Genomic DNA, 24,481 nt, shown 5'->3' with positions numbered 1-24,481 from the left:
GCTATGGGCCGCGGCCGCCATCGGCGACGGCATGCTGGTGCCGGCCGGCTTCGAGGCCGGCGGCGACGGCGAGACGCCGCCGCCCTACGACCTGTCCCATGAGGTAACCCACGCCAATGCCTGGCTGGCCGCGCGTGGCACCGCGCCGGTCCGCGCTTTGCGGCTGGTAAGCGGCGGCAACGCGCCCTTGACGGTGCTGGCCCGCACGGCCGGCGCCCCGGGCGAGGAGCCCGCGGCGCTGGCTATCGTGATCAACCCCGATGCGCGCGAGGCGGCATCGCTGGGGGCGGACCGCATCCTGGCAGCCTTGCCTCACGGCGCCGGCGCGCTGGTGCAGGCCGAGGGCGGCCCAGGCGGCGCCGACCCGGCCGGAGCCGTGCTGGATGCGATGGCAACCATTGCGCTGGCGCCAGCCGGCATCCAGCTCTACCACCCGATACCCAGCGCCGCGCAGGCCGCGCCCGCGCGGCGCAATGGCAAGCGCATCGCGGCGGCCGTGCGCGCCGCGCTGGAAAAAAGCATAGCCGCGGCCTTGCAGGCGCCCCGCATCGCCATCGAGAACATCACCCCTGCCTGCGATGCGGGGCGCTTCGCGGTACGCCGCGTGGCCGGCGAACGGGTGGAGGTGGAAGCGGACATCTGGATGGATGGCCACGACAAGCTGGCCGCCGTCCTGCTGTGGCGCGGCCCGGGCGAGCAGGAATGGCGGCAGTCGCCGCTGACACCCGGCGTCAACGACCGCTGGAGCGGCAGCTTTCCGCTGCGCGCCTTGGGCCGCCACACCTTCACGGTGGAAGCCTGGCGCGACACCTTTGCCAGCTGGTGCGACGAGGTCACCAAAAAGAAGCAGGCGGGCGTGGATGTCACGCTGGAGATCGAGGAAGGCGCGCGCCTGGTGGCGGCAGCGAGCGGCACGGCGGCAGCGGATGCGGATGTGCGCGCCATCGCCAGCCAACTGGAAGCCGCCCGGGGCAATCCCGACGGCGACGTGCACCGGCTGGAGCTGCTGCTATCCTCGCGGACCCGCGCCGCCATGCAGGCGGCCGACCCGCGCCCGTTTGGCACCCGTCACCCGGTGGCGCTGCCGGTGGAGGCCGACAGGCTGGCCGGGCGCTATGCGAGCTGGTACGAGCTGTTCCCGCGTTCGCAAAGCGGCGACACCCAGCGCCACGGCACCTTCGACGACGTGATCGCGCGGCTGCCGGCGATTCGCGCCATGGGCTTCGACGTGCTGTATCTCACGCCGATCCATCCTATCGGCCTTACCCATCGCAAGGGGCGCAACAACAGCTTGCGGGCCAACCCGGGCGACCCTGGCAGCCCGTACGCCATCGGCTCGGACGAAGGCGGCCATGATGCCATCCATCCTGAGCTAGGCAGCTTCGATGATTTCCGCCGCCTGCGCGACGCCGCCGCCGCCGAGGGCCTGGAGCTGGCGCTGGACTTCGCCATCCAGTGTTCGCCAGACCATCCCTGGCTGCGCGAGCACCCGGAGTGGTTCGCGCACCGGCCCGATGGCTCGCTGCGCTACGCGGAGAATCCGCCCAAGAAGTACGAGGACATCGTCAACGTCGATTACTACTGCGCCCCGCCGGCCGACGCCGCGCTGTGGACGGCGCTGCGCGACGTGGTGATGTTCTGGGCGGAGCAAGGCGTGCGCATCTTCCGCGTGGACAACCCGCACACCAAGCCGCTGCCGTTCTGGGAATGGATGATTGCCGACGTGCGCTCGTGCTTTCCCGATGTGCTGTTCCTGGCCGAGGCGTTCACGCGGCCCAAGATGATGGCGCGCCTGGCCAAGCTGGGCTTCAACCAGTCGTATACGTACTTCACCTGGCGCAACCACAAGCGCGAACTGACGGAATACATGACGGAGCTGACGCAAAGCCCGTTGCGCGAGTTCTATCGCCCGCATTTCTTCGTCAACACGCCGGACATCAATCCCTATTTCCTGCACGACAGCGGGCGGCCCGGCTTCCTGATCCGTGCCGCGCTGGCCGCGCTGCTGTCCGGGCTGTGGGGCATGTACAGCGGCTTTGAGCTGTGCGAAGGCACGCCGGTGATGAAGGACGGCGTGCCCAAGGAAGAGTATCAAGATTCCGAGAAATACCAGCTGCGCGCCTGGGACTGGCAGCAGCCCGGCAACATCGTTGCCGAGATCACGCGCCTGAACGCCATCCGCGCCAGCCACCCCGCCCTGCAAAACCACCTTGGCCTGCGCTTCTTCCACGCCAGCGACGACGCGGTGCTGTACTTCGCCCGCTTCGTCCCGCGCGCGACCGGCGCCGTGGGCAGCAGCGAACGTGCCACCCGCTTTGGCGACGACGTGCTGCTGGCGGCCATCAGCCTGGACCCGCGCGCGGTGCGCGAGTCGGCCATCGAGCTGCCGCTGTGGGAATGGGGCTTGCCCGATCACGGCGCGCTGCACGCCGAAGACCTGATGCACGGATCCCGCTTTGCCTGGCGGGGCAAGCACCAGCGTATCCGGCTGGACCCGCACGCCCTGCCCTTCGCCGTGTGGCGAGTGCAGCCGCTGCGCGAGGAGCCAGCATGAAACGTCTGACCGAGCCGGCAAGCGCCGCATGGCTCAATGCCGACCCCCTCTGGTACAAGGACGCGGTCATCTACCAGTTGCACATCAAGTCCTTCTACGACGCCAACGGCGACGGCGTGGGCGACTTTGCCGGCCTGTCCGCCAAGCTCGACTACCTCGTCAACCTGGGCGTGGACACCGTCTGGCTGCTGCCATTCTATCCCTCGCCGCGCCGCGACGACGGCTACGACATCGCCGACTACCGCAACGTCCACCCCGACTACGGCACCATGAGCGAGGCGCGCCGCTTTGTCGCCGCGGCGCACGCGCGCAGCCTGCGCGTGATCACCGAGCTGGTCATCAACCACACCTCCGACCAGCACCCGTGGTTCCAGCGCGCGCGCCGCGCCAAGCCGGGCTCGGCGGCCCGCAATTACTACGTGTGGTCCGACAGCGACCAGACCTACGCCGGCACGCGCATCATCTTCTGCGACACGGAGAAATCCAACTGGAGCTGGGACCCGGTGGCCGGCGCCTACTTCTGGCACCGCTTCTACTCGCACCAGCCTGACCTGAACTTCGATAACCCGCAGGTGCTGCGCGAGGTGATGTCGGTGATGCGCTTCTGGCTCGATATCGGCGTGGACGGCCTGCGGCTGGACGCGGTGCCCTACCTGGTCGAGCGCGAGGGCACCAGCAACGAGAACCTGCCCGAGACCCACACGGTCATCAAGCAGATCCGCGCGCACCTGGACGCCGAGTACAGCGGCCGGATATTGCTGGCCGAAGCCAATATGTGGCCCGAGGACGCGCAACAGTATTTTGGCGGGCCCGGCGCGCCGGCGGCGTCCATCTCGCCGATCTCACCCGCGCTTACCGGGCAGGCGAGCCGCGCGCCGCCGCCGGTGTCCACGCCGGCCGCGCCCGCCATGCAGAGCGCGGGCGAGCTGAGCAACGAAGGCACCGCCGAGCTGGGCGACGAATGCCATATGTCGTTCCACTTCCCGCTGATGCCGCGCATGTACATGGCCATCGCGCGGGAGGATCGCTTTCCCATCACGGACATCATGCGGCAGACGCCGGAGATCCCGCCCAACTGCCAGTGGGCCATCTTCCTGCGCAACCACGACGAACTCACGCTGGAGATGGTCACCAGCGCCGAGCGCGACTACCTGTGGGAGGTCTATGCTTCGGACCGCCGCGCCCGCATCAACCTGGGCATCCGCCGCCGGCTTGCACCGCTGATGGAGCGCGACCGCCGCCGCATCGAGCTGATGAACAGCCTGCTGTTCTCGATGCCCGGCACGCCCGTGATCTACTACGGCGACGAGATCGGCATGGGCGACAACATCCACCTGGGCGACCGCGACGGCGTGCGCACGCCCATGCAATGGTCGCCCGACCGCAACGGTGGCTTCTCCCACGCCGACCCCGAGCGCCTGGTGCTGCCGCCGTTGCAAGGGCCGCTGTACGGCTATGATGCAGTCAACGTCGAGGCGCAGACGCGCGATCCGCATTCGCTGCTCAACTGGATGCGCCGCATGCTGGCGTTGCGCCGCCAGCACCGCGCCTTCGGCCGGGGCACGCTGCGCTTCCTGTTCCCGGGCAACCGCAAGATCCTGGCCTACCTGCGCGAGTTCGAGGGCGAGCACATCCTGTGCGTGGCCAACCTGGCACGCGCGCCGCAGGCGGTGGAGCTGGACCTCTCCGCCTTTGCCGGGCGCGTGCCGGTGGAAATGATGGGCGCCACGCCCTTCCCCGCGATCGGGCAACTCACGTATCTGCTGACGCTGCCGCCTTACGGGTTCTATTGGTTCGTGCTGAGCGAAGAAGCCCAGCCGCCCTCCTGGCACGTCGACGCCCCCGAGCAGATGCCCGATCAGATCACCCTGGTATTGCATAGTGCGGCCCACGCCGAGCTGACCGAAGCCTCGCGCCGCACGCTGGCCAACGAAGTCTTGCCGCACTACATCGGGCGGCGCCGCTGGTACGGCTCCAAGGGCGAGCGCATCGGCAGCGTGGCGATTGCCTACGCCATCCCGTTCGGCCAGGGCACCGCCGGCGACGAAACCTACCTGTGCGAAATGGAGCTGGCGCTGGACAGCCGCGCCGAGTGCTACCAGTTGCCGCTAGGCATGCTGTGGGACCGCGATGACCCGGGCGAAGGCGCCTCCCAATTGGCGCATTCGCTGTCCATGGGGCGCGTGCGCAAGGGCAGCCGGGTGGGCCTGGTCACCGATGGCTTTGCGGTGGAGTGTTTTGCCCGCGAGGTGGTGCGCGCGCTGCGCGACGGCCTCGCGCTGCCCAGCCCGCGCGGGCCGATCCGCTTCCTGGCCGAACCGGGCCTGGCGGCGCTGCCGCTGGAAACCGACGAGATCCAGTGGGTGTCGGCCGAACAATCCAACAGCTCGCTGTCCTTCGACAACTCGGCCGTGCTCAAGCTGGTGCGCCGCATTGCCGCGGGCATCCACCCCGAGGCCGAAGTCACACGCTATCTCACCGCGCAAGGCTACCGCAACTCCGCGCCGCTGCTGGGCGAAGTGGTGCGCACTGGCGAGGACGGCGAACCGCGCACGCTGATGCTGCTGCAGGGCTACATCCTCAACCAGGGCGACGCCTGGGGCTGGACGCTGGACTATCTCGGCCGCGCCATCGACGACGCCGTGCCATCCGAAGACAGCGAGGAAGAATTCGCCGAGGCACTGAAGGGCTACGCCACGGTCGCCGGCACGCTGGGCCAGCGCCTGGCGGAGCTGCACGCGGTGCTTGCGTGCCCGACCGACGATGCCGCCTTTGCGCCAGAGCCCGCCGGCGACGCGCAGGCGCGACTCTGGGCCGAGGAAGCCATGGCCGAGCTGGCGCGCACCGTGGCGCTGCTGAAAAAGCGCGCGGGCGAGTTGGGCCGCGCGTCCCGCAACCAGCGTTTCGCCGCGGATATCGAGACCTTGATCAAGGCCCGCGCGCAACTGCCGCAGCTGGTGGCAAAACTTGCCGCGGCGGCGCCGGGCAGCCTGCAGACCCGCATCCATGGCGACTTCCACCTAGGCCAGGTGCTGATCGCGCAAAACGATACCTACCTGGTGGACTTCGAAGGCGAGCCGGGGCTGCCGCTCGACTGGCGCCGCCGCAAGACCTCGCCGCTGCGCGATGTGGCCGGGCTGCTGCGCTCGCTGGACTACGCCGCCGCCACGGTCGGCACGGACCGCCACGAGCGCACCCATGCCGCCCTGCCTCCGTCCCAGACCCAACGCCGCGAGGCGTTGCTGGACCGTTTCCGCCAGACCGCCGGCGACGCCTTCCTGGCCGGCTACTGGCAGGTGCTTGCCGCCGCCCCGCAGCCCTGGGTGCAGCCGGAGCAGGCGCAAGCCTTGCTGGACCTCTTCCTGCTGGAGCGTGCCGCCTACGAGGTGGGCTACGAGGCCGCCAACCGCGTGGCCTGGATCGACCTGCCGGTCAACGGGCTGGCGCGCCTGGTGCGCAAGCTGACCGGCTCCCCCGAGGACGGCGATGAACAAGCCTGAGAGCACGCCCCCCCGCAACGCCGTGAAGGACAAACGCGCGCCTGGGGACGCGCCACCGCCACCGCCACTGGCCATGTCCGACCTGGAAGCGCTGCTGGCGGCACGCCATGCCGATCCCTTCGCCGTGCTTGGACCCCACCCCGCCGGCGGCCGCACGACGGTGCGGGCCTGCCTGCCCGGCGTGCAATCGGCCTGGCTCGCCGACCCGGATGGCACGCGGCTGGCCGAACTGGAGCGGCTGCATCCCGGCGGCATCTTTGCCGGCTCGCTGCCCGGCACGGCAGGCGCGCGCGACTATCGCCTTGGCATGCGCTGGCCGGACGGCACCGAACAGCTCAGCGCGGACCCTTACGCCTTCGGCACGCTGCTCGGCGACCTGGACCTCCACCTGATCGCCGAGGGCCGTCACTTCGAGCTTGGCCGCTGCCTGGGCGCGCAGGTGCAGGACATGGGCTGGGCCTGCGGCGTGCGCTTTGCGGTATGGGCGCCGAACGCGCGGCGCGTCTCGGTGATCGGCGACTTCAACGGCTGGAACCCGGCGCGGCACCCAATGCGCCTGCGCCATGGCGCCGGCATCTGGGAGCTGTTCATTCCCGACGCCATGGGTGCCCGCCCGGGCAGCCGCTACAAATACGACCTGCTGAGCCCCAATGGGGAATCGCTGCCCGACAGGGCCGACCCGGTGGCACTGGCCACGGAGGCCCCGCCGGCCACGGCCTCGGTGGTGGCGCAGCCAGGCACCTCGGCGCCGCCGTATACCTGGACCGACCAGGCCTGGATGCGCCACCGGGCCGCCACCGATCCGCACGCCGCGCCCATCTCGATCTACGAGATGCATGTCACCTCGTGGCTGCGCGACATCAACGATCCGGTGCATGGCTGGGAGCGCCTCGCCGCGCGGATGATTCCCTATATCCGCGAGCTGGGCTTTACGCACATCGAGCTGTTGCCGGTGATGGAGCACCCGTTCGGCGGCTCCTGGGGCTACCAGCCGTTGTCGCTGTTCGCCCCGACCGCGCGGCTGGGGCCGCCGCAGGCATTTGCCGCGTTCGTTGACCGCTGCCACGAAGCCGGCATCGGCGTGATCCTCGACTGGGTGCCGGCGCATTTCCCCACCGATCCGCACGGCCTGGCCGAGTTCGACGGCACCGCGCTGTACGAGTACCAGGATCCACGCGAAGGCTTCCACCAGGACTGGAACACGCTGATCTACAACCTGGGCCGCAATGAAGTGCGCGGCTTCATGCTGGCCAGCGCCCTGCACTGGCTGGAGCACTATCACATCGACGGCCTCCGGGTGGACGCGGTGGCGTCGATGCTGTACCGCGACTACAGCCGCGAGCCGGGCCAGTGGGTGCCTAACCGCTTCGGCGGCCGCGAGAACCTGGAGGCCGTGGCCTTCCTGCGCGAGCTCAACACCGTGGTGCGCGACCGCTGCCCGGGCGCCATGACCATCGCCGAGGAGTCCACCGCCTGGCCCGGCGTGACCGCGCCGGTGCAAAGCGGCGGGCTGGGCTTCACCTTCAAGTGGAACATGGGGTGGATGCACGACACCCTGCGCTATCTCTCGCACGATCCCGTGCACCGCGCGTGGCATCACCAGGACATGACCTTCGGCATGGTCTATGCATGGTCCGAGGCTTTCGTGCTGCCTATCTCGCATGACGAAGTGGTGCACGGCAAGGGCTCGATGATCGGCAAGGCGCCCGGCGACCACTGGCAGCGCTTTGCCAACCTGCGCGCCTATTACGGCTTCATGTGGACGCATCCCGGCAAGAAGCTGCTCTACATGGGCGGGGAATTCGCGCAATGGAAAGAGTGGGACCACGACACCGAGCTGGACTGGGCCTTGCTGGAGCAACCCGAGCATCGCGGCATGCAGGCGCTGGTGCGCGATCTCAACCGCCTGCACCGCGAGCTGCCGGCGCTGCACGCGCTGGACCACCGGCCGGAAGGCTTTAGCTGGGTGGTGGGCGACGACAGCCACAACAGCGTCTTTGCCTTCCTGCGCCGCGCCGCGCCGAGCAGCCGCGAAGTGGTGCTGGCGGTGGTCAACATGACGCCGGTGGTGCGCCCGGGCTACCGCCTGGGGGTGCCGTTCGCGGGCCGCTGGCAGGAATGCCTCAACACCGATGCTGCCTGCTACGGCGGCAGCAATGTCGGCAACGGCGGTGAGGTGGCCGCCACCGCCGCGCCGTCGCACGGCCTGCCCGCCTCGCTCACCCTCACCATCCCGCCGCTGGCCACGCTGGTCCTGCGCTATCTCCCGGAAGGAGCCTGACTTGCCCCTTGCCCCCGCCAACCGCATGCTGCCCGGCAAACCGTACCCGCTAGGTGCGCACTGGGACGGGCTTGGCATCAACTTTGCTGTGTTCTCTGCCAATGCCGCCCGCATCGACCTGTGCCTGTTCTCTGCCAATGGCCGCAAGGAACTGACGCGGATCACGCTGCCGGAATGCACCGACGAGGTCTGGCACGGCTACCTGCCGCACGCGGCGATCGGCACGGTCTACGGCTATCGCACGTTCGGCGCCTACGAGCCAGCAAACGGGCACCGTTTCAATCCCCACAAGCTGCTGCTCGATCCCTATGCGCGGCAGTTAAGCGGCCCTGTGCGCTGGTCCGATGCCTTGTTCGGCTACCGGCTGCAAAGCCCCCGCGCCGACCTCACCCCGGACCGCCGCGACAGCGCGTCCGCCATGCCCAAGGCGGTGGTGGTGGACGCCAGCTTCCATTGGGGCGACGACCGCGCGCCCGCGGTGCCGTGGGAGCAGACCGTGATCTATGAGGTGCATCCGCGCGGCCTGTCGATGCTGCGCGCGGATCTGCTGCCCCATACGCGCGGCACCTTTGCCGCGCTGTGCGACCCGCGTTTCACCGACCACCTCCACAAGCTCGGCGTGACCACCGTGGAGCTGCTGCCGGTGCACGCCTTCCTGCAGGACCGCTTCCTGCTGGTGCACGACCTGCGCAATTACTGGGGCTACAGCACGCTGTCGTACTTCGCGCCGGAGCCCGCGTATTTCAGCAACGGGCAGGTCAACGAGTTCAAGGTGGCGGTGCGCCGCCTGCACGCGGCGGGCATCGAGGTCATCCTCGACGTGGTCTACAACCATACCTGCGAGGGCAATGAACTTGGCCCGACGGTCTCCTGGCGCGGGCTGGACAACGCCAGCTACTATCGGCTCATACCCGGTGGCGAGCGCCACTACATCAACGACACGGGCTGCGGCAACACGCTCAACCTGTCGCATCCGCGCGTGCTGCAGATGGTGATGGACTCGCTGCGCTATTGGGTGGAGTGCTTCCACGTCGACGGTTTCCGCTTCGACCTCGGCAGCACGCTGGGGCGCGAAGGCACCGGGTTCGACCCCGGTGCGGGCTTCTTCGACGCCATCCTGCAGGACCCGGTGCTGTCGCGCGTCAAGCTGATCTCCGAGCCGTGGGACCTTGGCCCCGGCGGCTACCAGGTGGGCAACCATCCGCCCGGATTTGCCGAGTGGAACGACAAGTTCCGCGACACCGCGCGGCGCTATTGGCGCGGCGACGACGGCCAGCGCGCCGACCTTGCCGCCCGCCTGTCTGGCTCGGCCGACCTGTTCGACCGCCGCCACCGCAAGCCCTGGGCCTCGGTCAACTTCATCACCGCGCACGACGGCTTCACGCTGGCCGACCTGGTCAGCTACAGCAGCAAGCACAACGAGGCCAATTGCGAGGACAACCGCGACGGCACCGACGACAACGCCAGCGCCAACTGGAGCCCGGACGGCAGCGTGGAAGGCCCGACCGACGATCCCGCCATCCTGCAAACGCGCGGCCGGGTGGCGCGCGCGCTGATGTCCACGCTGCTGCTCTCGCACGGCACGCCGATGATCACCGCCGGCGACGAATGGGGCCGCAGCCAGGGCGGCAACAACAATGCCTATTGCCAGGACAGCGAGCTTTCGTGGCTGAACTGGGAGGACGCCGACAGCCCCGGCGGCCGCGCCATGACCGCCTTTGTCAGCCGCCTGCTGGCGCTGCGCCGGCGCCTCTACGCCTTCGCCGAAACGCGCTTTGCCCACGGCCGCCGCGAAATCGAGCCGGGCCTTGCCAACATTGCCTGGTTCGATACCGATGGCCAGCCGCTCAGCCCGGAGCAATGGTCCAACCCGGACGGCCGCACCCTGGCCCTGCGGCGCGGCGCCACCGGGCCGGATGGCAAGGTCCAGATCACCCTGCTGCTGCTCAACGCCAGCGGCGAGGACGCCGCCTTCGAGTTGCCCGAGCCGGCGCAATACTGGCGGAGGCTGCTCGACACCAGCCGGCCCGAGGCGGCCGAGGCCAATGTCAACACACCGGCGGTCACCGTGCCGGCGCATTCGGTGGCGCTGCTGCTGGCTGTGCCGGACGACGACTCGAATGCAGATTCGGCATGGAGCTGACCATCAACCCATCGCAGGCCCTTGAAGGAGGCCGCATCATGAACGCCTTGCCATCGCAGCTGGCGCCGCCGCCACTGCAGTCATTCGGTCCCAGCCGGCTCGAGGACGCTCGCATGCGTTTTCGACTGTGGGCGCCGGACGCGGCTGCCAATGGCCAGCCGATCCGGCTGGAGATCGCTGGCTTGGGCGCGCTGCCGATGTGCGCCGTGGCGCCCGGCCCGGGCGAGCGCGAAGGCTGGTTCGAGGCCGTGGCGCCGTGTTGCCCGTCGGCGCGCTACTGGTTCCGGCTTGATGACGGCACCACCGTGCCCGATCCCGCCTCGCGCGCCCAGGCCAACGATGCCGGCGGCGCCAGCCTGGTGTGCGATCCGCGCGCCTATACGTGGTGCCATCCCTACTGGCAAGGCCGTCCTTGGCACGAGGCTGTGATCTATGAAATGCACGTGGGCCTGTGCGGCGGATACGCCGGCGCCACGCGGCAATTGCCGCGCCTGGCCGCGTTCGGCTTCACGGCGGTGGAGCTGATGCCGCTGGCGGAGTTTCCCGGCGGGCGCAACTGGGGCTACGACGGCGTGCTGCCGTTCGCCCCGGAATGCAGCTACGGCACGCCGATTGAGCTGCGTGCGCTGGTGGACTGCGCGCACGGGCTCGGCATGATGGTGCTGCTCGACGTGGTCTACAACCACTTCGGGCCGGAAGGCAATTTCCTGCACCAGTACGCCAGCGCATTCTTCCGCGACGACGTGCGCACGCCGTGGGGCGCGGCCATCGATTTCCGCCAGCCCGAGGTGCGCCGCTTCTTTACCGAGAACGCGCTCTACTGGCTGGAGGACTTCCGCTTCGACGGGCTGCGCCTGGACGCCGTGCACGCCATCGTGGACGAAGGCTGGCTGCGTGAACTGGCCGCCGAGGTCCGCACGCGCCACCCCGAGCGCCACATCCACCTGGTGCTGGAAAACGACGACAACGAGGCCGCGCTGCTCAGCGCGGGTTTCGACGCGCAATGGAACGACGATGGCCACCATGCCCTGCACGTGTTGCTGACGGGCGAGCACGATGGCTACTACGGCGACTATGCGCGGCCCTCCGGTGATGGCGATGCCAGCGCGGCTGCGCCCGCGTCCGCCGCGTTAGGGCATCTCGCGCGCGTGCTGGCCGAAGGCTTTGCCTACCAGGGCGAGATCTCGCCCACGCGCAGCGTGCCCGGCAGCGAGCCGGTGCGGCGTGGCCAGCCCAGCGCCGCGCTGGCCCCCACCGCCTTCGTGCTGTTCCTGCAGAACCATGACCAGACAGGCAATCGCGCATTCGGCGAGCGCCTGGCCACGCTGGCCAGCCCCGACGCGCTGCGCGCGGCGGTCCTGCTGCAACTGCTGTGCCCGCAGGTGCCGCTGGTGTTCATGGGCGAAGAATACGGCGCGCAAACCCCGTTCCTGTATTTCACCAGCCACCCGCCCGAGCTGGCCGAGGCCGTGCGCGCCGGGCGCCAGCGCGAGTTCAGCATGATGGCTGCCTTGCGCGACCCTGCGCGCGCCGCGCAGACCCCCGACCCCAATGACCCCGCCACCTTCGAGGCATCGCGTCCCCCGCTCGAGGGCGACAACGCATGGAGCCAGTACTACCGCGCGCTGCTGGCCATCCGCCGCAGCGAGCTGGTGCCGCGCCTGGCCGGCAGCGCCAGCGCGGGCGTGCGCATCGTGGGCGAAGCGGCGCTGGCCGCCAGCTGGCGGCTGGGCGATGGCGCGCTGCTGACGATCTGGATCAACTTTGCCAGCGCGCCGGCGCCAAGCGTGTCGCCGGGCCATCCGCCCGTCGTACCCGGCAGGCTGCTGGCGCAGAGCCGTGAAGGCGCCATGCAGGCGCTGGCCAACGGCGCGTTGCCCGCCGCCACCGCCATCGCCTGCCTGGATGAGCCTGCCCACCCGTAACGAGGCCCCCATGGATCCCACCGCCTCCCCCCGCGCCCCCGCCCCTGCGCTCCCGCGTGACGGCGCCATGCTGGCGCTGCACACGCTGGCCGACCGCGCCGGCCTGATGGTCCACTGGGAAGACGCCCAGAGCCGGCCGCGCGAGGTCGAGCCCGATGTCCTGCGTGCCCTGCTCGGCAGGTTCGGCCTGCGCAGCGCGACCGTTGGCCAGTGCGAAGCGGCGCGTGCGCATCTTGCGGCCGAAGATGCCGCGCAAGCCCTGCCGCCGCTGATCACAGCGGACCAGGGCCTGGCGGTCGCGATCCCATGGGCGCACACCGTCCCGCAGCAAGCCTACCGGCTCGAACTGGAGGACGGCAGTGTGGTCACAGGCACGGCGCGGCGCGATGACGACGGCGCGCTGCGCGTGCCGGGCATCGCCGCCAGCGGCTACCACAGGCTGATGCTCGGCGACACCGAAATCACACTGGCCGTGGCGCCACCGCGCTGCTTCGGCGTCGCTGATGCGCGGCTCGCGCGACAGCCGGGTGCTGGCGCAGGCCCCGCTGAGCGCCAGCGGCCCTGGGGCCTGTCGGTGCAGCTGTACTCGCTGCGCCGCGGCGCCCCCACCGGCCTGGGCGACCTCACCGCGCTGGCGCAGTGCTGCGAGGCGGCCGCGCGCGAAGGCGCCGATGCGCTCGCCATCAATCCGCTGCACGCGGGCTTTGCCGCCATGCCCCAGCGCTACAGCCCGTATGCGCCCTCCAGCCGGCTCTTCCTCAATCCGCTCTATGCCGATCCCGCCGCCGCCTTCGGCCAGCGCGCCGTCGAGCAAGCCACGGCGGCGCTCAGCCTGCGCGCCACCTGGCAGGCATTGGAGGCACGCTCCGAGATCGACTGGATCGCGCTGGCCCATGCGCGCAATGCCGTGCTGCAGTGGCTGTGGCAACGGCGCGCCGCGCTGCTGCCCGCCCATGCTGCGCAGGCGTTTGCGGCCTTTCGCCGTCGCCAGGGCGACGCCCTGGAGGCGCATGCCCGCTTCGAAGCGCTGCAGGCCTCCCATATGGCGGCGGCCGGCAGCCCGCAGGAAGCGGCCGCCGCCGCGGACTGGCGGCAATGGCCCGTGACCCAGCACTCGCCGCATGCGGCCTCGGTGGAAGCCTTTGCCAGCGCGCATGCCGAGGCGGTCAGCTACCACGCCTTCGTGCAGTGGCTGGCGGCGCACGGGCTGGCCGCAGCGCAACGCGCCGCGCACGATGGTGGCATGGCCATCGGCCTGATTGCCGACCTGGCCGTGGGCACCGATGCCGGCGGCAGCCACGCATGGGCACGCCAGGACGAAATCCTGCCGGGCGTGTGCGCCGGCGCGCCGCCGGACCTGTACAACCCGCTTGGCCAGGGCTGGGGGGTTTCCGTGTTCTCGCCGCGCGCGCTGCGCCGTAAAGGCTTTGGCGCCTTTATCGAGATGCTGCGCGCCAACCTCGGCCACGTGGGCGGCCTGCGCATCGACCACGCGCTCGGCCTGGCGCGCATGTGGCTGGTGCCCGATGGCGCGCCGCCCACCGCGGGCGCCTACCTGCGCTTCCCGTTCGACGACCTGCTGCGGCTGATCGCGCTGGAATCCTGGCGGCACCGCGCCGTCATCATCGGCGAGAACCTCGGCACCGTGCCGGCGAGCTTCAACGCCAGCCTGGCCGCGCGCGGCATGCTCGGCATCGACGTGCTGTGGTTCGAGCGCGAGGCCGAGCCGGCCGAGGCCGGCGAGGTACCGGCTTTCCTGCCGCCGCAGTCATGGGCTGCCGAAGCCGTGGCCACCACCACGACGCATGACCTCCCCACCGTGGCGGGCTGGTGGGCCGGCCGCGACATCATCTGGCGCGCGCGCCTGGACCAGCTCGGCGCCGACGAGACCGAATCCGAGGCACTGGCCGCGCGTGCCCGCGACCGCTCGGCGCTATGGCAGGCGCTGGCCGCCGGCGGGCTGGTCCAAGGACCCGAAGCGGGCCCCGACCACCCGCCGCTGGATGCCATCCTGGCCTGGCTTGGCCGCGTCGGCACGCCGTTGCGGCTGGTGCCGATAGAAGACCTGCTGGGCGTGCGCGAGCAGCCCAACCTGCCTGGCACGGTGACGGGCCACCCTAACTGGCAGCGCCGGCTGGATACCGATGTGCGCATGCTGTTTGCCGATCCCCTCGTACGCCGGCGCATTGCCGCGTTGCGCAGCACCGAGGCCGCCAAAAGCCAAAAGCCTGACAAACCATAGATAAAGAGAGACACCGAATGCCTCAACCCTGCCTGCCGCCGCGCGCTACGGCGCGCCTGCAACTGCATGCCGGTTTTACCTTCGAGGATGCCGCCGCCCAGGCCGACTACTACGCAGCGCTCGGCGTCAGCCATCTGTACCTTTCGCCGATTTTCAGCGCGCGCCCGGGCTCGACCCACGGCTATGACGTCACCGATTTCCGCGCCATCAACCCCGAGCTAGGCGGCGAGACCGGCTTCTACCGTTTTGCCGAATGCGCCCGCGAGCACGGCCTGGGGCTGGTGCTGGATATCGTGCCCAACCACATGGCGGCCAGCCCCAATCACAACCCCTGGTGGCGCGACGTGCTGGCGCACGGGGCGCAGAGCGCCTATGCCCATCATTTCGACATTGACTGGCATTCTCCCGATCCGGACCTGCACGGCCGGGTGCTGCTGCCCATCTTGGGCAAGCCGTACTGGGAGGCGCTGTGCGCGGGCGAGGTGACGCTGCGCTTCGATGCCGGCGCGGGCGCCGCGCTGCTGTGCTACGGCGAGCATGAGCTGCCCCTGGCGGACGATACGATCGACCCGGCTACCGCCCCCGGCCTGCCCGCCTTGCTGGACGGGCGCGACGCGGCGGGCCGTGCGCGCCTGCATGAACTGCTGGAGCAACAGCATTACCGCCTGGCTTGGTGGGCAACGGCGGCCGACGAGCTGAACTGGCGCCGTTTCTTTGAAATCAGCGAGTTGGTGGGCATGCGCGTGGAACAGGTGCCGGTGTTCGAGGCGGTGCACGGGCTGGTGTTCCAGTTGTTCCGCGGTGGCTGGATCGACGGCGTGCGGGTGGACCACGTGGACGGCCTGGCCGACCCTGCCGCCTATTGCCAGCGGCTGCGCGCCCACCTGACCGCGCTGGCACCCGAGCGCCCGCCGGCGCGTGCCATCGAGTGCCCGTGGCTTGTGATCGAAAAGATCCTTGCCGAGCCGGAGGCATTGCGCGCGGACTGGCTGGTGGATGGCACCACCGGCTACGATTTCATGAACGAGGTCGCCGCCGTGCTGCACGACGGCGCGGGTGCGGACGCGCTCACCGCGCTGTGGCAGGCCATGAGCGGCGAGACGCGTACCTTCGCTGCGCAGGTGGCGGCCGCCCGCGGCCATATGCTCGGCCATCACCTGGTCACCGAGTTCGAGACCGCCAGCCGCCGCCTGCACGCCTGCGCGCGCAGCGAGCCCGCCACGCGCGACCTCACGCTGGCCAGCCTGCGCCGGGCACTGGCAGCGCTGCTGGCGCCGCTGCAGGTCTATCGCACCTACTTCAGCGAGCGGGTACGCGCCCGCGAGGACAAGGCTGCCTTGCAGCAGGCCGCCGACGCCGCGCGCGCGACGCTGGCCGCCACCGACCTGCCGGCGCTGGAGCACCTGCAGTCCTGGTTGGGCGACCCGGCCGGCGACAGCACGGTATTGCGCGAGGCGCGCACGCGGCTGCAGCAACTCATGCCGCCGCTGGCCGCCAAGGCCGGCGAGGACACCGTGTTCTATCGCTACGGCCGCCTGCTGTCCCGCAACGAAGTGGGCAGCAACCCGGCCACGCTGGCGCTGGCGCCCGAGGACTTCCACGCACGCATGGCGCAACGCGCGCAGGCCTGGCCCAATGCCATGCTGGCCACCGCCACCCATGACCACAAGCGCGGCGAGGATGCACGCATGCGCCTGGCCGTGCTGAGCGAGTTGCCAGGTGAGTGGGCGGAAGCGGTCGGTCTGTGGGAATCGCAGAGCCAGCCTTTGCTGGCACGCCTTCCCGGTTGCACCGATGGCCCCGATGGCGCGCACCGCCTGATGCTCTACCAAACCCTGGTCGGCGCCTGGCCAGCCGCGTTGTCTCCGGACAATACCGAGGGCGTGGCCGCGTTGCTGGCGCGCGTGCAGGCCTGGCAACTGAAATCGATCCGGGAAGCCAAGCAGCACGGCAGCTGGACCAGCCCGAACGCGGCATACGAGCAAGGCTGCGCCGCATTTCTAGACGCCCTTGGCGCCGATGCATCCGAGGGCAACGTGCTCGGCCAGATCGCCCGCTTTGCCCGCCGCAACGCCGTGCCGGGCGCCATCAACAGCCTTACGCAGGCGCTGGTGCAGCTGACGGCCCCGGGCGTGCCCGACCGCTACCAGGGCACCGAGGACTGGGATCTGAGCCTGGTCGATCCCGACAACCGCCGGCCGGTGGATTTCGAGACCTTGCGCACCCGGCTAAGCAACGCCGCGGGCTGGCCGGAATGGATGGCCAACTGGCACGACGGCCGCATCAAGCTGCAACTCATCCGGAGCGTGCTGGCAGCGCGGCGCGCCCATGCAGGCCTGTTTGCCGCTGGCGACTATCGCCCCGTGCCGCTGGCCGGCCCGCTTGCCGCGCATGCGCTGGCCTTCGGGCGCCGCCGTGGACAGGTGCAGGCGCTGGTGGTCGGCACCCGGCTGGCCGCGCGGCTGGCCGAGGCCGACCGGCCCATGCTGGCGCCCGCGAAATGGCGCGACACCACGCTGCAGGTGGGATTTTGCCAGGACAGCCGCTGGGTGGACGTGCTGACCAGCCGCCCGCTGGATGCGCGCGAAGGCCGCCTGCCGTTGGCTGAGGTACTGGAAATGCTGCCGGTGGCCCTGCTGCTGCGCACGCCGTGATCGGCGTGCGAGCGCCCCAGGCCATGCCTGGCCTATCCCCTCCGAAGAGGGGCAGCACCATGACGGGGAACTGCGCAGACTTGTATGCAAAGTCAGGCAGGGCTTTGCCCGCCTCGCAGCGTGGCAAGCCGCGCGTCGTTTTTCCTTTGCATTGCTACCAGCGAGAAAGCATGGCGCCTGCATCGATCCCCCTCTACGACCCTCTCCGGCGATGAAGGAAAAACAAGAATCCTGCCCGCTTTGCGGCACCCAGGCCGCAGCCCGCGCCCGCCTAGGCAGCTACGGGCAATGGGTGCGGTATGACTGCGACAACCCCCAGTGCGGCCCGGTCGAGATCAGCACCAAGGCCCGCCGCAGCCTGCGCGAGCCCGCCCGGCAGGCCGAGTTCCAAGCCCTGGCCCGCTCCAGCCGCGAGCACGGCAAGGTGCCTCGCGTCGGTTTTGACGGGCCGCGCGGCGAGTTCTACGTCGAGTTCGACTAAGCCGGCCTCGCCCTAGGCCTCCTAGGCAGGGAGCCGCCGGCGCGTGGCCTCCCGCGCGCATCCCATCCCCGCTGCGCACCGTACATGTAGGCATCAGGACCGCCAGCGAAACCCGCGCTTTGTGATCGGCGAGCCATTCCGGCAGCCGGGCCAGGCGTTTGTGCGGTGAGACTTCCACCTCACCTTGAAGGGCAAACCCTGCCAGGTGCACGGTAGCTCGCATTTTCGTTTTGACGAGGATGGGCGCATGACGCTGCATCGCGCCTACCGGGACCCCGCGCAGGCGCCATGGCAGCACCTGCCCGGCTCGAGCCGCTGGTAGCCTGGCTGCGCCGTCGCTTCGCCACGCCGCTTTCCTAGCCCCGCTAATGCGGGTTCGGGCTGGTGTTGCGCGTGATCCCCCGTTACATTCCAAGCAGGTTGTGACCTGCACGCCCATGTTCCGGGGAACATCCCGGCGGCAAGGGCGGTCACTATCGCGTGCCGCGCCCAACCGAGGCGAGCCCGGCCCGACAAGGAATGCCTAATGAACCTCACCGTCCACGACCTCCTGGCCCTGGCCTGCGCCAGTATCCTCACCGTGACCGTGGTCGCCATCCACTACGAAGCCCTGCGGCTGCTCTCGGGCATGAATCCGCGCCGCTGGACCGGACGCGTCAACGTTGGCGTGCTGATCGTCTGCATCATCCTGGCGCATGGCCTGGAGTCCGTGGTGTTTGCGGTGGGCTACTGGGTGGCGGGAAATGTGCTGGGCCTAGGCGGCCTGACCAGTGCCCATCCAATCACACCGATCGTCTATCTCTACTTTTCGCTTGAAACCTTCACCACGCAAAGCCTGGGCGACATCGTGCCGATCGGCGCCACGCGCCTGCTCGCCAGCATCGAGCCGCTGGTGGGCCTGATCCTGATCGGCTGGTCGACGTCCTTTACCTACATCATCATGCGCCGCGACTGGCCAGCCGGCACTTCCAGGCAAGCGGCGCAAGCGGATCTGTAGGCACCGGCCGCATGGCCTGGCCCCTGGCTAGAGGATCGGCGCAAACAGCGTGGCCACGTGCATCGCCACGCGGCGCAGCCTCGGCGCGCCGGTGTATTCGCTGCGCTCGATCAGGCAGGCCTGCGCGAAGTCCGCCTCCAGCATGCGCGTCACGCTGGCGGCAAAATCGCGGTCCGCGGTCATCACCATCAGCTCGAAATTGAGCCGGAACGAGCGGTTGTCGAGATTCGCGCTGCCCACCGCCGCGGCTTCGTCGTCGATCAGGATGACCTTCTGGTGAAGGAAGCCCGGCTGGTAGCGATAGAGCTTCACACCCGCGCAGACCGCCTGGTAGGCATATAGCGTGGAGGCGGCGAATACCACGAGATGGTCGGGGCGCGCCGGCAGCAGGATGCGTACGTCCACCCCGCGCAGCACCGCCAGGCGGAGCACGGCGAACACGGCCTCGTCCGGCACGAAGTACGGGCTGGTGATCCACACCCGCCAGCGCGCCGCCTGGATCGCCTCGACGAAGAACAGCGAGCAGGTCTCCTGCGCGTCGGCGGGGCCGGACGGCACCACCTGGCAGGTCATGCCCCCGGCGGGTGCGGCCGGCGGGGGTAGCAGCATCGGCACCTCCCGCGCGGCCCAGAACCAGTCTTCGGCAAACACCATCTGCAAGTCCAGCACGGCGCTGCCGCGGATCTCGATATGCGTGTCGCGCCAGGGCGCCAGCGGCGGCTTTTGCCCGAGGTACTCGTCGCCGACGTTGTGACCGCCCGTAAACGCGCACTCCCCATCCACCACCACCAGCTTGCGGTGGTTGCGGAAGTTGAGCTGAAAGCGATTGACAAAGCCGCGCCGCGTGGCGAAGGCGCGCGCCTCCACCCCGGCGGCCATCAGCACCTTGACGTATTGGCCCGGCAACGCGTGCGAGCCGATGCTGTCGTAGAGGAAATACACCTTCACGCCCGCGGCAGCGCGTTCGCACAGCAGGCTCTGCAGGCGCCGCCCAAGCGCATCGTCGTGGACGATGAAGAACTGCACGATCACCACCTGCCGCGCGGCGCCGATCGCGGCAAAGATGGCCTCGAACGTCGCCTCGCCGTTGACCAGCAGCCGCACCGCGTTGTTGGCCAGGCACGGCATGCCGGTCAGCCGGGGCAAGGCACGCAGGCAAGGCTGGGAGGGCGAGAGCACCACGCTGGCGTCGCGCGCCTCGCGCTCGTGCGGCTCCATCTCGTGCGTGACCTCGCGCAACCGGTCGTTGTTGAAGCGGCGGGCGTTCACGTAGCCGGCAAAACTGCTGCTGCCCAGGATCATGTACGGGATCAGCGTGAAGTACGGCATCATCACCAGCGAGCCGGCCCACGCAATGGCGCCCGGCGCGGTGCGCACCGTCATGACCGCGTGCAAGGCCGCGATGACGCCAAGCAGATGGAACACCAGCACGATCGCCGCGACGAGGGAGGGGCTGAGCATGATCGTTAGATTTCGCCTTGGCGGCGCCGGATCACAATGGCTGCATTCTGGCATAGCCGCGGCCCGCGGGCCGGCAGAATTTCCCGGCAGGCGTTAAGCTTTCACGCTTTCATGGCTTCACGCCCTGCTGAATTACTGCGTTACTGCTTTACCGCCCGCCACATCAAGGAAGACCGCAATGTCAGAGTTCAAGATGGAATACCGGCGCCTGGGCGCCAGCAACCTCAAGGTATCGGCCCTGTGCCTCGGCACCATGATGTTCGCCGACCAGACCGACGTAGCCGAGGCCGGCCGCATCGTCGACAGCGCCCGCGCGCATGGCGTCAACTTCATCGACACCGCGGACGTGTACAGCAAGGGCGGCTCCGAGCGCATGGTGGGCAAGCTGCTCGCCACCGACCGCCATGACTGGATCCTGGCCAGCAAGCTCGGCAACCCGATGCAGGGCGCGCCCAACCATTCGCACTACTCGCGCGTATGGATCCTGCGCGAAGCCGAGGAAAGCCTGCGCCGCCTTGGCACCGACTACCTCGACATCCTCTACCTGCACCGCGACTACCCCGGCGAAAACCTGGAAGAGCCCGTGCGCGCCATGGGCGACCTGATCCGGGCCGGCAAGATCCGCTACTGGGCCTTGTCCAACTTCCGCGGCTGGCGCATCGCCGAGGTCGCGCGCCTGTGCGACCAGCTCGGCGTGCCGCGCCCGGTGGTTTGCCAGCCGTACTACAACCTGCTCAACCGCATGCCCGAGGTGGAAATCCTGCCGGCCTGCCAGCACTTCGGCCTTGGGGTGGTGCCCTACAGCCCGATCGCGCGCGGCGTGCTCACCGGCAAGTACCTGCCCGGCCAGCAGCCCCCGCAAGACTCACGCGCGGGCCGCGCCGACCGCCGCATGATGGAAACCGAATTCCGCGAGGAATCGCTGGTGATTGCCCAGACGCTGAAGGAGCACGCTGATGGGCGCGGCCTCAAGCTGGGTCAGTTCGCTACCGCCTGGGTACTGGCCAACCAGATTGTCAGCTCGGTGATTGCCGGGCCGCGCACGCTGGCACAGTTCGAGGATTACTTTGGCGCCGTTGGCGTGGCCATCTCCGCAGAGGAGGAGGCACTGGTCGACCAGTTAGTGCGCCCCGGACATGCCTCCACGCATGGCTACAACGATCCGAACTATCCGCTGACCGGCCGTCCGGTTTCGGCAACCTGAACGCGTTGCCCACCAGGGTGGCCCGCCCGCCCGCTACCCGATCCACATCTGGTGCGCCTGGCCACCTGCAGTAATGGTTGCCGGGCCGCCCGCCCCGGCCAACGCATCGCGCTCGGCCCCCTTTTTCACGTTTCCCGGACAGCTTGCAGATCTTTCCTCAAGATTATCATCACGTGGTGGCGTATAAACCATGATTCTCATCCCGGATTTTCGGAACGTTCATCAATGGGTTGACTGGAGAGATAGTCATGCCGCAAGCCCCAGCGCTGATCGATACGCCCGCTAAAACCCGTTCCGGCCTGGCCGTCATGGGGCTGTCCGCACTGGGCGTGGTTTTCGGCGACATCGGCACCAGCCCGCTCTACACCTTGAAAACCGTGCTCGCGCTCTCGGGTGGCAAGCCCTCGGCGCCGGTTATCCTGGGCCTCTTGAGCCTGATGATCTGGACATTGATTATCGTCACAACGGTAAAGTATGTGTCCTTTGCCATGCGCATCGATAATAACGGCGAGGGCGGCATTCTCGCCTTGATGTCGTTGTTGGGGATCAAGAAGAAGAAACGCCCGCTGGTGGTGGCCGCCGGGCTGTTCGGGGCAGCGTTGATCTATGGCGACGGCGCCATCACACCCGCCATCTCCGTTCTCTCCGCGCTGGAGGGATTGGAGATTGTCTTTCCCGAGGCCAAAGCCATTATTCTGCCGGCCACGGTGGCCATACTGGTCGCGCTGTTTGCCATCCAGCCAATGGGAACGTCCCGTATCGGCAGGGCCTTCGGGCCGGTCATGGCATTGTGGTTTTCGTGCATAGCCGTGCTTGGCATCCGGGGCATCCTGCTGCACCCGTCGATCCTGATTGCGCTCAACCCGATCTATGGCCTGGTATTCCTGTTCTCCAATGGCTATACCAGTTTCCTGGTGCTGGGCGGCATTTTCCTCTGCGTGACCGGCGCCGAGGCGCTGTATGCCGACATGGGCCATTTCGGGCCGCGCCCGATCCGCCTCGCATGGTCCGCCATCGTGTTTCCCAGCCTGCTGCTCAACTATGCCGGACAGGCCGCGCTGGTATTGTCCGGGGCCGATTCAACGCACAATATCTTTTACCTCCTCTGCCCGCCGCCGCTGCTGGTGCCCTTGGTTATCCTGGCCGCCGTGGCGACGGTGATCGCCAGCCAGTCCATTATTACCGGCGCCTTCTCCATGACGCGCCAGGCCATCTTGCTAGGATGGCTGCCGCATTTACAGATCAGGCAGACCTCCGAGGAGGGCTATGGGCAGATCTACGTCGGCACGGTCAACTGGCTGTTGATGGTTGTGACGGTCAGCCTGGCGCTGTTCTTCAAATCCTCGGATCAACTGGCTTCCGCGTATGGCATCGCCGTTTCCCTCACCATGCTGATGACGTCCGTGCTGCTGTTTATCGCCATGCGCGACATCTGGGGCTGGAGCCTGTGGGCCAGCGCGGCGGTGTCCGGCGTCTTCCTGATCATCGACGGCGGGTTTTTCGTGGCCAATCTCGCCAAGATACTGAATGGCGGGTACATCCCGTTGGTGTTGGCGGCGGTTGTCTATGCCGTCATGTTGATCTGGCATCGGGGCACGGCCGCGATTTCGGCGGCCATCAACGAAGACATCATGCCGATCGATGCGTTCCTTGCCGAGGTGCAGGCAAAGAACATTCCGCGCGTGCCCGGGGCCGGGGTGTTCCTGACGCGAACGCTGGATGGCACGCCGCCGGTGATGCTGTGGCATGTCAAGCGCAACCACGCCTTGCAGCAGAAGATCCTTGCCGTGAGCATCGTGACGGAGACGGTGCCATGGATCAAGGATGCCGAGCGCCTGACGATAACGAAACTGATGCCGGATTTCTGGCGCGCCAACGCCCGCTACGGCTTTATGGAGCGGCCCGATATTCCCAAGCTGCTGCTACAGCCACAGGTGCAGCCCTGCGGGCTGGACCTGAGCACCATCACCTACTACATGGGCCTGGAGACGATCGTGCTGCGCGAGAGCGACAGCCGGATGCCGCAATGGCAAGGCAAGCTGTTCGCCTTGGTCAAGAACGGCATGCACGTTACCGATCTTTTCCGGCTGCCCAGCGATCAGGTGGTGGAGATTGGCCGCCGCGTTTCGATCTGACGATCAGGCGATCAAGCCACCCTGCCGGCCAACTCATGACAATACGCGGTCTCCTTCGCGACCAACCTCTGTTCTCTTAAGGATCGATTCGCTCCCGCCGCCGCTGCTGCTGTTCGGCATCGTGATCCACTACATCCACCGCGATGGCGACTGGCAAGGGCAGCGGAAGGCGCTGCTGTTTGGCCTGATCTTTACCGGCACCATCGCCCTGGGCGCCATGAGCGACGGCCGGCGCTGGGGCGCGGCCGCCTGCGTCTTGCTGGCGGGCGCGCTGGCGCTGGCTGGGCCGCTGCGCGAGCCCGGCCCAGACTGGCCGGGCGCTTGCCTGTACCTTGGGCTGCTGCTGCACGGTGCCATCACCTTGCCGCGCTTGCTGCTGCGCGCGCAGCCGCGCTGAAAAAGCCCCCCGTCCACCATCGCTGGCGAAGCGTCACCCGGGATCCTGCTCAAATCTTAGGCAGCCCGATACATAACCGCCACTATTGGGCAAGCGCGGCGTGTCAGGTCCGGTTATCCACACAAGCTGTGGATAACACGATCCGGCAATCGTGGACAAAATGTGTACGTGCACCGTAACAATCGACCGTGGCCCGGTGCGATATCGGTCGCCTTGTTGATTGGCCCCCCCCCGCCTGCTTTGGGAATCATCGGCCCGCCCTTGCGGATTGCTCCGAATGATATCCCTCACGCCGCGGACTATCCTGCCCTAGTCGCCTTGCGGGCAGGCCGGTAGCCGCCCGGCCCGCGCGCATTGACAACCCGGCTGGCCGGGCCGCCGATGCGCGCGCCGGCGCGCGAACCGCTCTAATACCAGTTGGACAATTCCTGTCAACTACCCCGGCCTAAAGGCCGGAGCTTGCAAAGGCAACTGAACAAGCTCGGGTTGACCAGGCAAAGCGGTAAC

At 68.6% G+C, this 24,481-nt stretch carries 13 protein-coding genes; 12 read left to right on the top strand and 1 reads right to left on the bottom strand.

The features are described 5' to 3' along the window. The 9 genes from ACGLHR_RS40350 to ACGLHR_RS40310 all read left to right on the top strand — a co-directional run. Positions 1–2,554: alpha-1,4-glucan--maltose-1-phosphate maltosyltransferase (locus ACGLHR_RS40350; protein WP_400101241.1), on the top strand; the 2,554-nt coding region annotated here is incomplete at its 5' end. After that, positions 2,551–6,054, top strand: a complete 3,504-nt coding sequence (locus ACGLHR_RS40345) for a putative maltokinase (RefSeq protein ID WP_400101239.1) — start codon at positions 2,551–2,553, stop codon at positions 6,052–6,054. The genes ACGLHR_RS40350 and ACGLHR_RS40345, both read left to right, overlap by 4 nt. 73 nt (positions 6,055–6,127) lie before the next feature. After that, positions 6,128–8,335, top strand: a complete 2,208-nt coding sequence (glgB, locus tag ACGLHR_RS40340) for a 1,4-alpha-glucan branching protein GlgB (protein WP_400101247.1) — start codon at positions 6,128–6,130, stop codon at positions 8,333–8,335. Between the two features lie 25 nt (positions 8,336–8,360). After that, the gene (gene glgX, locus ACGLHR_RS40335; protein WP_400101245.1) at positions 8,361–10,478 is read left to right on the top strand and encodes a glycogen debranching protein GlgX; all 2,118 of its coding nucleotides are present in this window, start codon (positions 8,361–8,363) and stop codon (positions 10,476–10,478) included. Positions 10,479–10,516: 38 nt separating this feature from the next. Continuing rightward, positions 10,517–12,403, top strand: coding sequence for a malto-oligosyltrehalose trehalohydrolase (treZ, locus tag ACGLHR_RS40330; protein ID WP_400101238.1), 1,887 nt, complete (start codon positions 10,517–10,519; stop codon positions 12,401–12,403). Between the two features lie 10 nt (positions 12,404–12,413). Continuing rightward, positions 12,414–14,645, top strand: a complete 2,232-nt coding sequence (malQ, locus tag ACGLHR_RS40325; RefSeq protein WP_400101236.1) for a 4-alpha-glucanotransferase — start codon at positions 12,414–12,416, stop codon at positions 14,643–14,645. A 17-nt stretch (positions 14,646–14,662) separates the two neighbouring features. Beyond that, the gene (gene treY, locus ACGLHR_RS40320; protein WP_400101234.1) at positions 14,663–17,299 is read left to right on the top strand and encodes a malto-oligosyltrehalose synthase; all 2,637 of its coding nucleotides are present in this window, start codon (positions 14,663–14,665) and stop codon (positions 17,297–17,299) included. A gap of 211 nt (positions 17,300–17,510) precedes the next feature. Continuing rightward, positions 17,511–17,780 carry a hypothetical protein gene (locus ACGLHR_RS40315; protein WP_400101232.1) on the top strand — a complete coding sequence of 90 codons (270 nt, stop codon included), beginning with the start codon at positions 17,511–17,513 and terminating at the stop codon, positions 17,778–17,780. A gap of 526 nt (positions 17,781–18,306) precedes the next feature. Then, complete coding sequence (locus ACGLHR_RS40310; RefSeq protein WP_400101230.1) at positions 18,307–18,777, top strand: ion channel; 471 nt, start codon at positions 18,307–18,309, stop codon at positions 18,775–18,777. 27 nt (positions 18,778–18,804) lie between these two features. Here ACGLHR_RS40310 and cls read toward each other — a convergent pair whose 3' ends face one another. Beyond that, on the bottom strand, positions 18,805–20,241 hold the full coding sequence (gene cls / locus ACGLHR_RS40305; RefSeq protein ID WP_400101243.1) for a cardiolipin synthase: 1,437 nt from the start codon (positions 20,239–20,241) through the stop codon (positions 18,805–18,807). Between the two features lie 175 nt (positions 20,242–20,416). Here cls and ACGLHR_RS40300 point away from each other — a divergent pair, with 175 nt between their 5' ends. The 3 genes from ACGLHR_RS40300 (at position 20,417) to ACGLHR_RS40290 (ending at position 23,974) form a co-directional block, all read left to right on the top strand. After that, the gene (locus ACGLHR_RS40300) at positions 20,417–21,442 is read left to right on the top strand and encodes an aldo/keto reductase (RefSeq protein ID WP_400101228.1); all 1,026 of its coding nucleotides are present in this window, start codon (positions 20,417–20,419) and stop codon (positions 21,440–21,442) included. A 248-nt stretch (positions 21,443–21,690) separates the two neighbouring features. After that, entirely contained in the window at positions 21,691–23,577 is a 1,887-nt protein-coding gene (locus tag ACGLHR_RS40295) for a potassium transporter Kup (protein WP_400101226.1), read from the top strand. 121 nt (positions 23,578–23,698) lie between these two features. Then, positions 23,699–23,974 carry a hypothetical protein gene (locus tag ACGLHR_RS40290; protein WP_400101224.1) on the top strand — a complete coding sequence of 92 codons (276 nt, stop codon included), beginning with the start codon at positions 23,699–23,701 and terminating at the stop codon, positions 23,972–23,974. Positions 23,975–24,481: the final 507 nt, after the last annotated feature.

It is taken from the genome of Cupriavidus sp. CuC1 (assembly GCF_044627735.1).
GTDB classification, from domain to species: Bacteria; Pseudomonadota; Gammaproteobacteria; order Burkholderiales; family Burkholderiaceae; genus Cupriavidus; species Cupriavidus ulmosensis.
The sequence above is the reverse complement of the archived record's forward strand: the minus strand, read 5'-3'. Positions and strand labels throughout refer to the sequence as shown.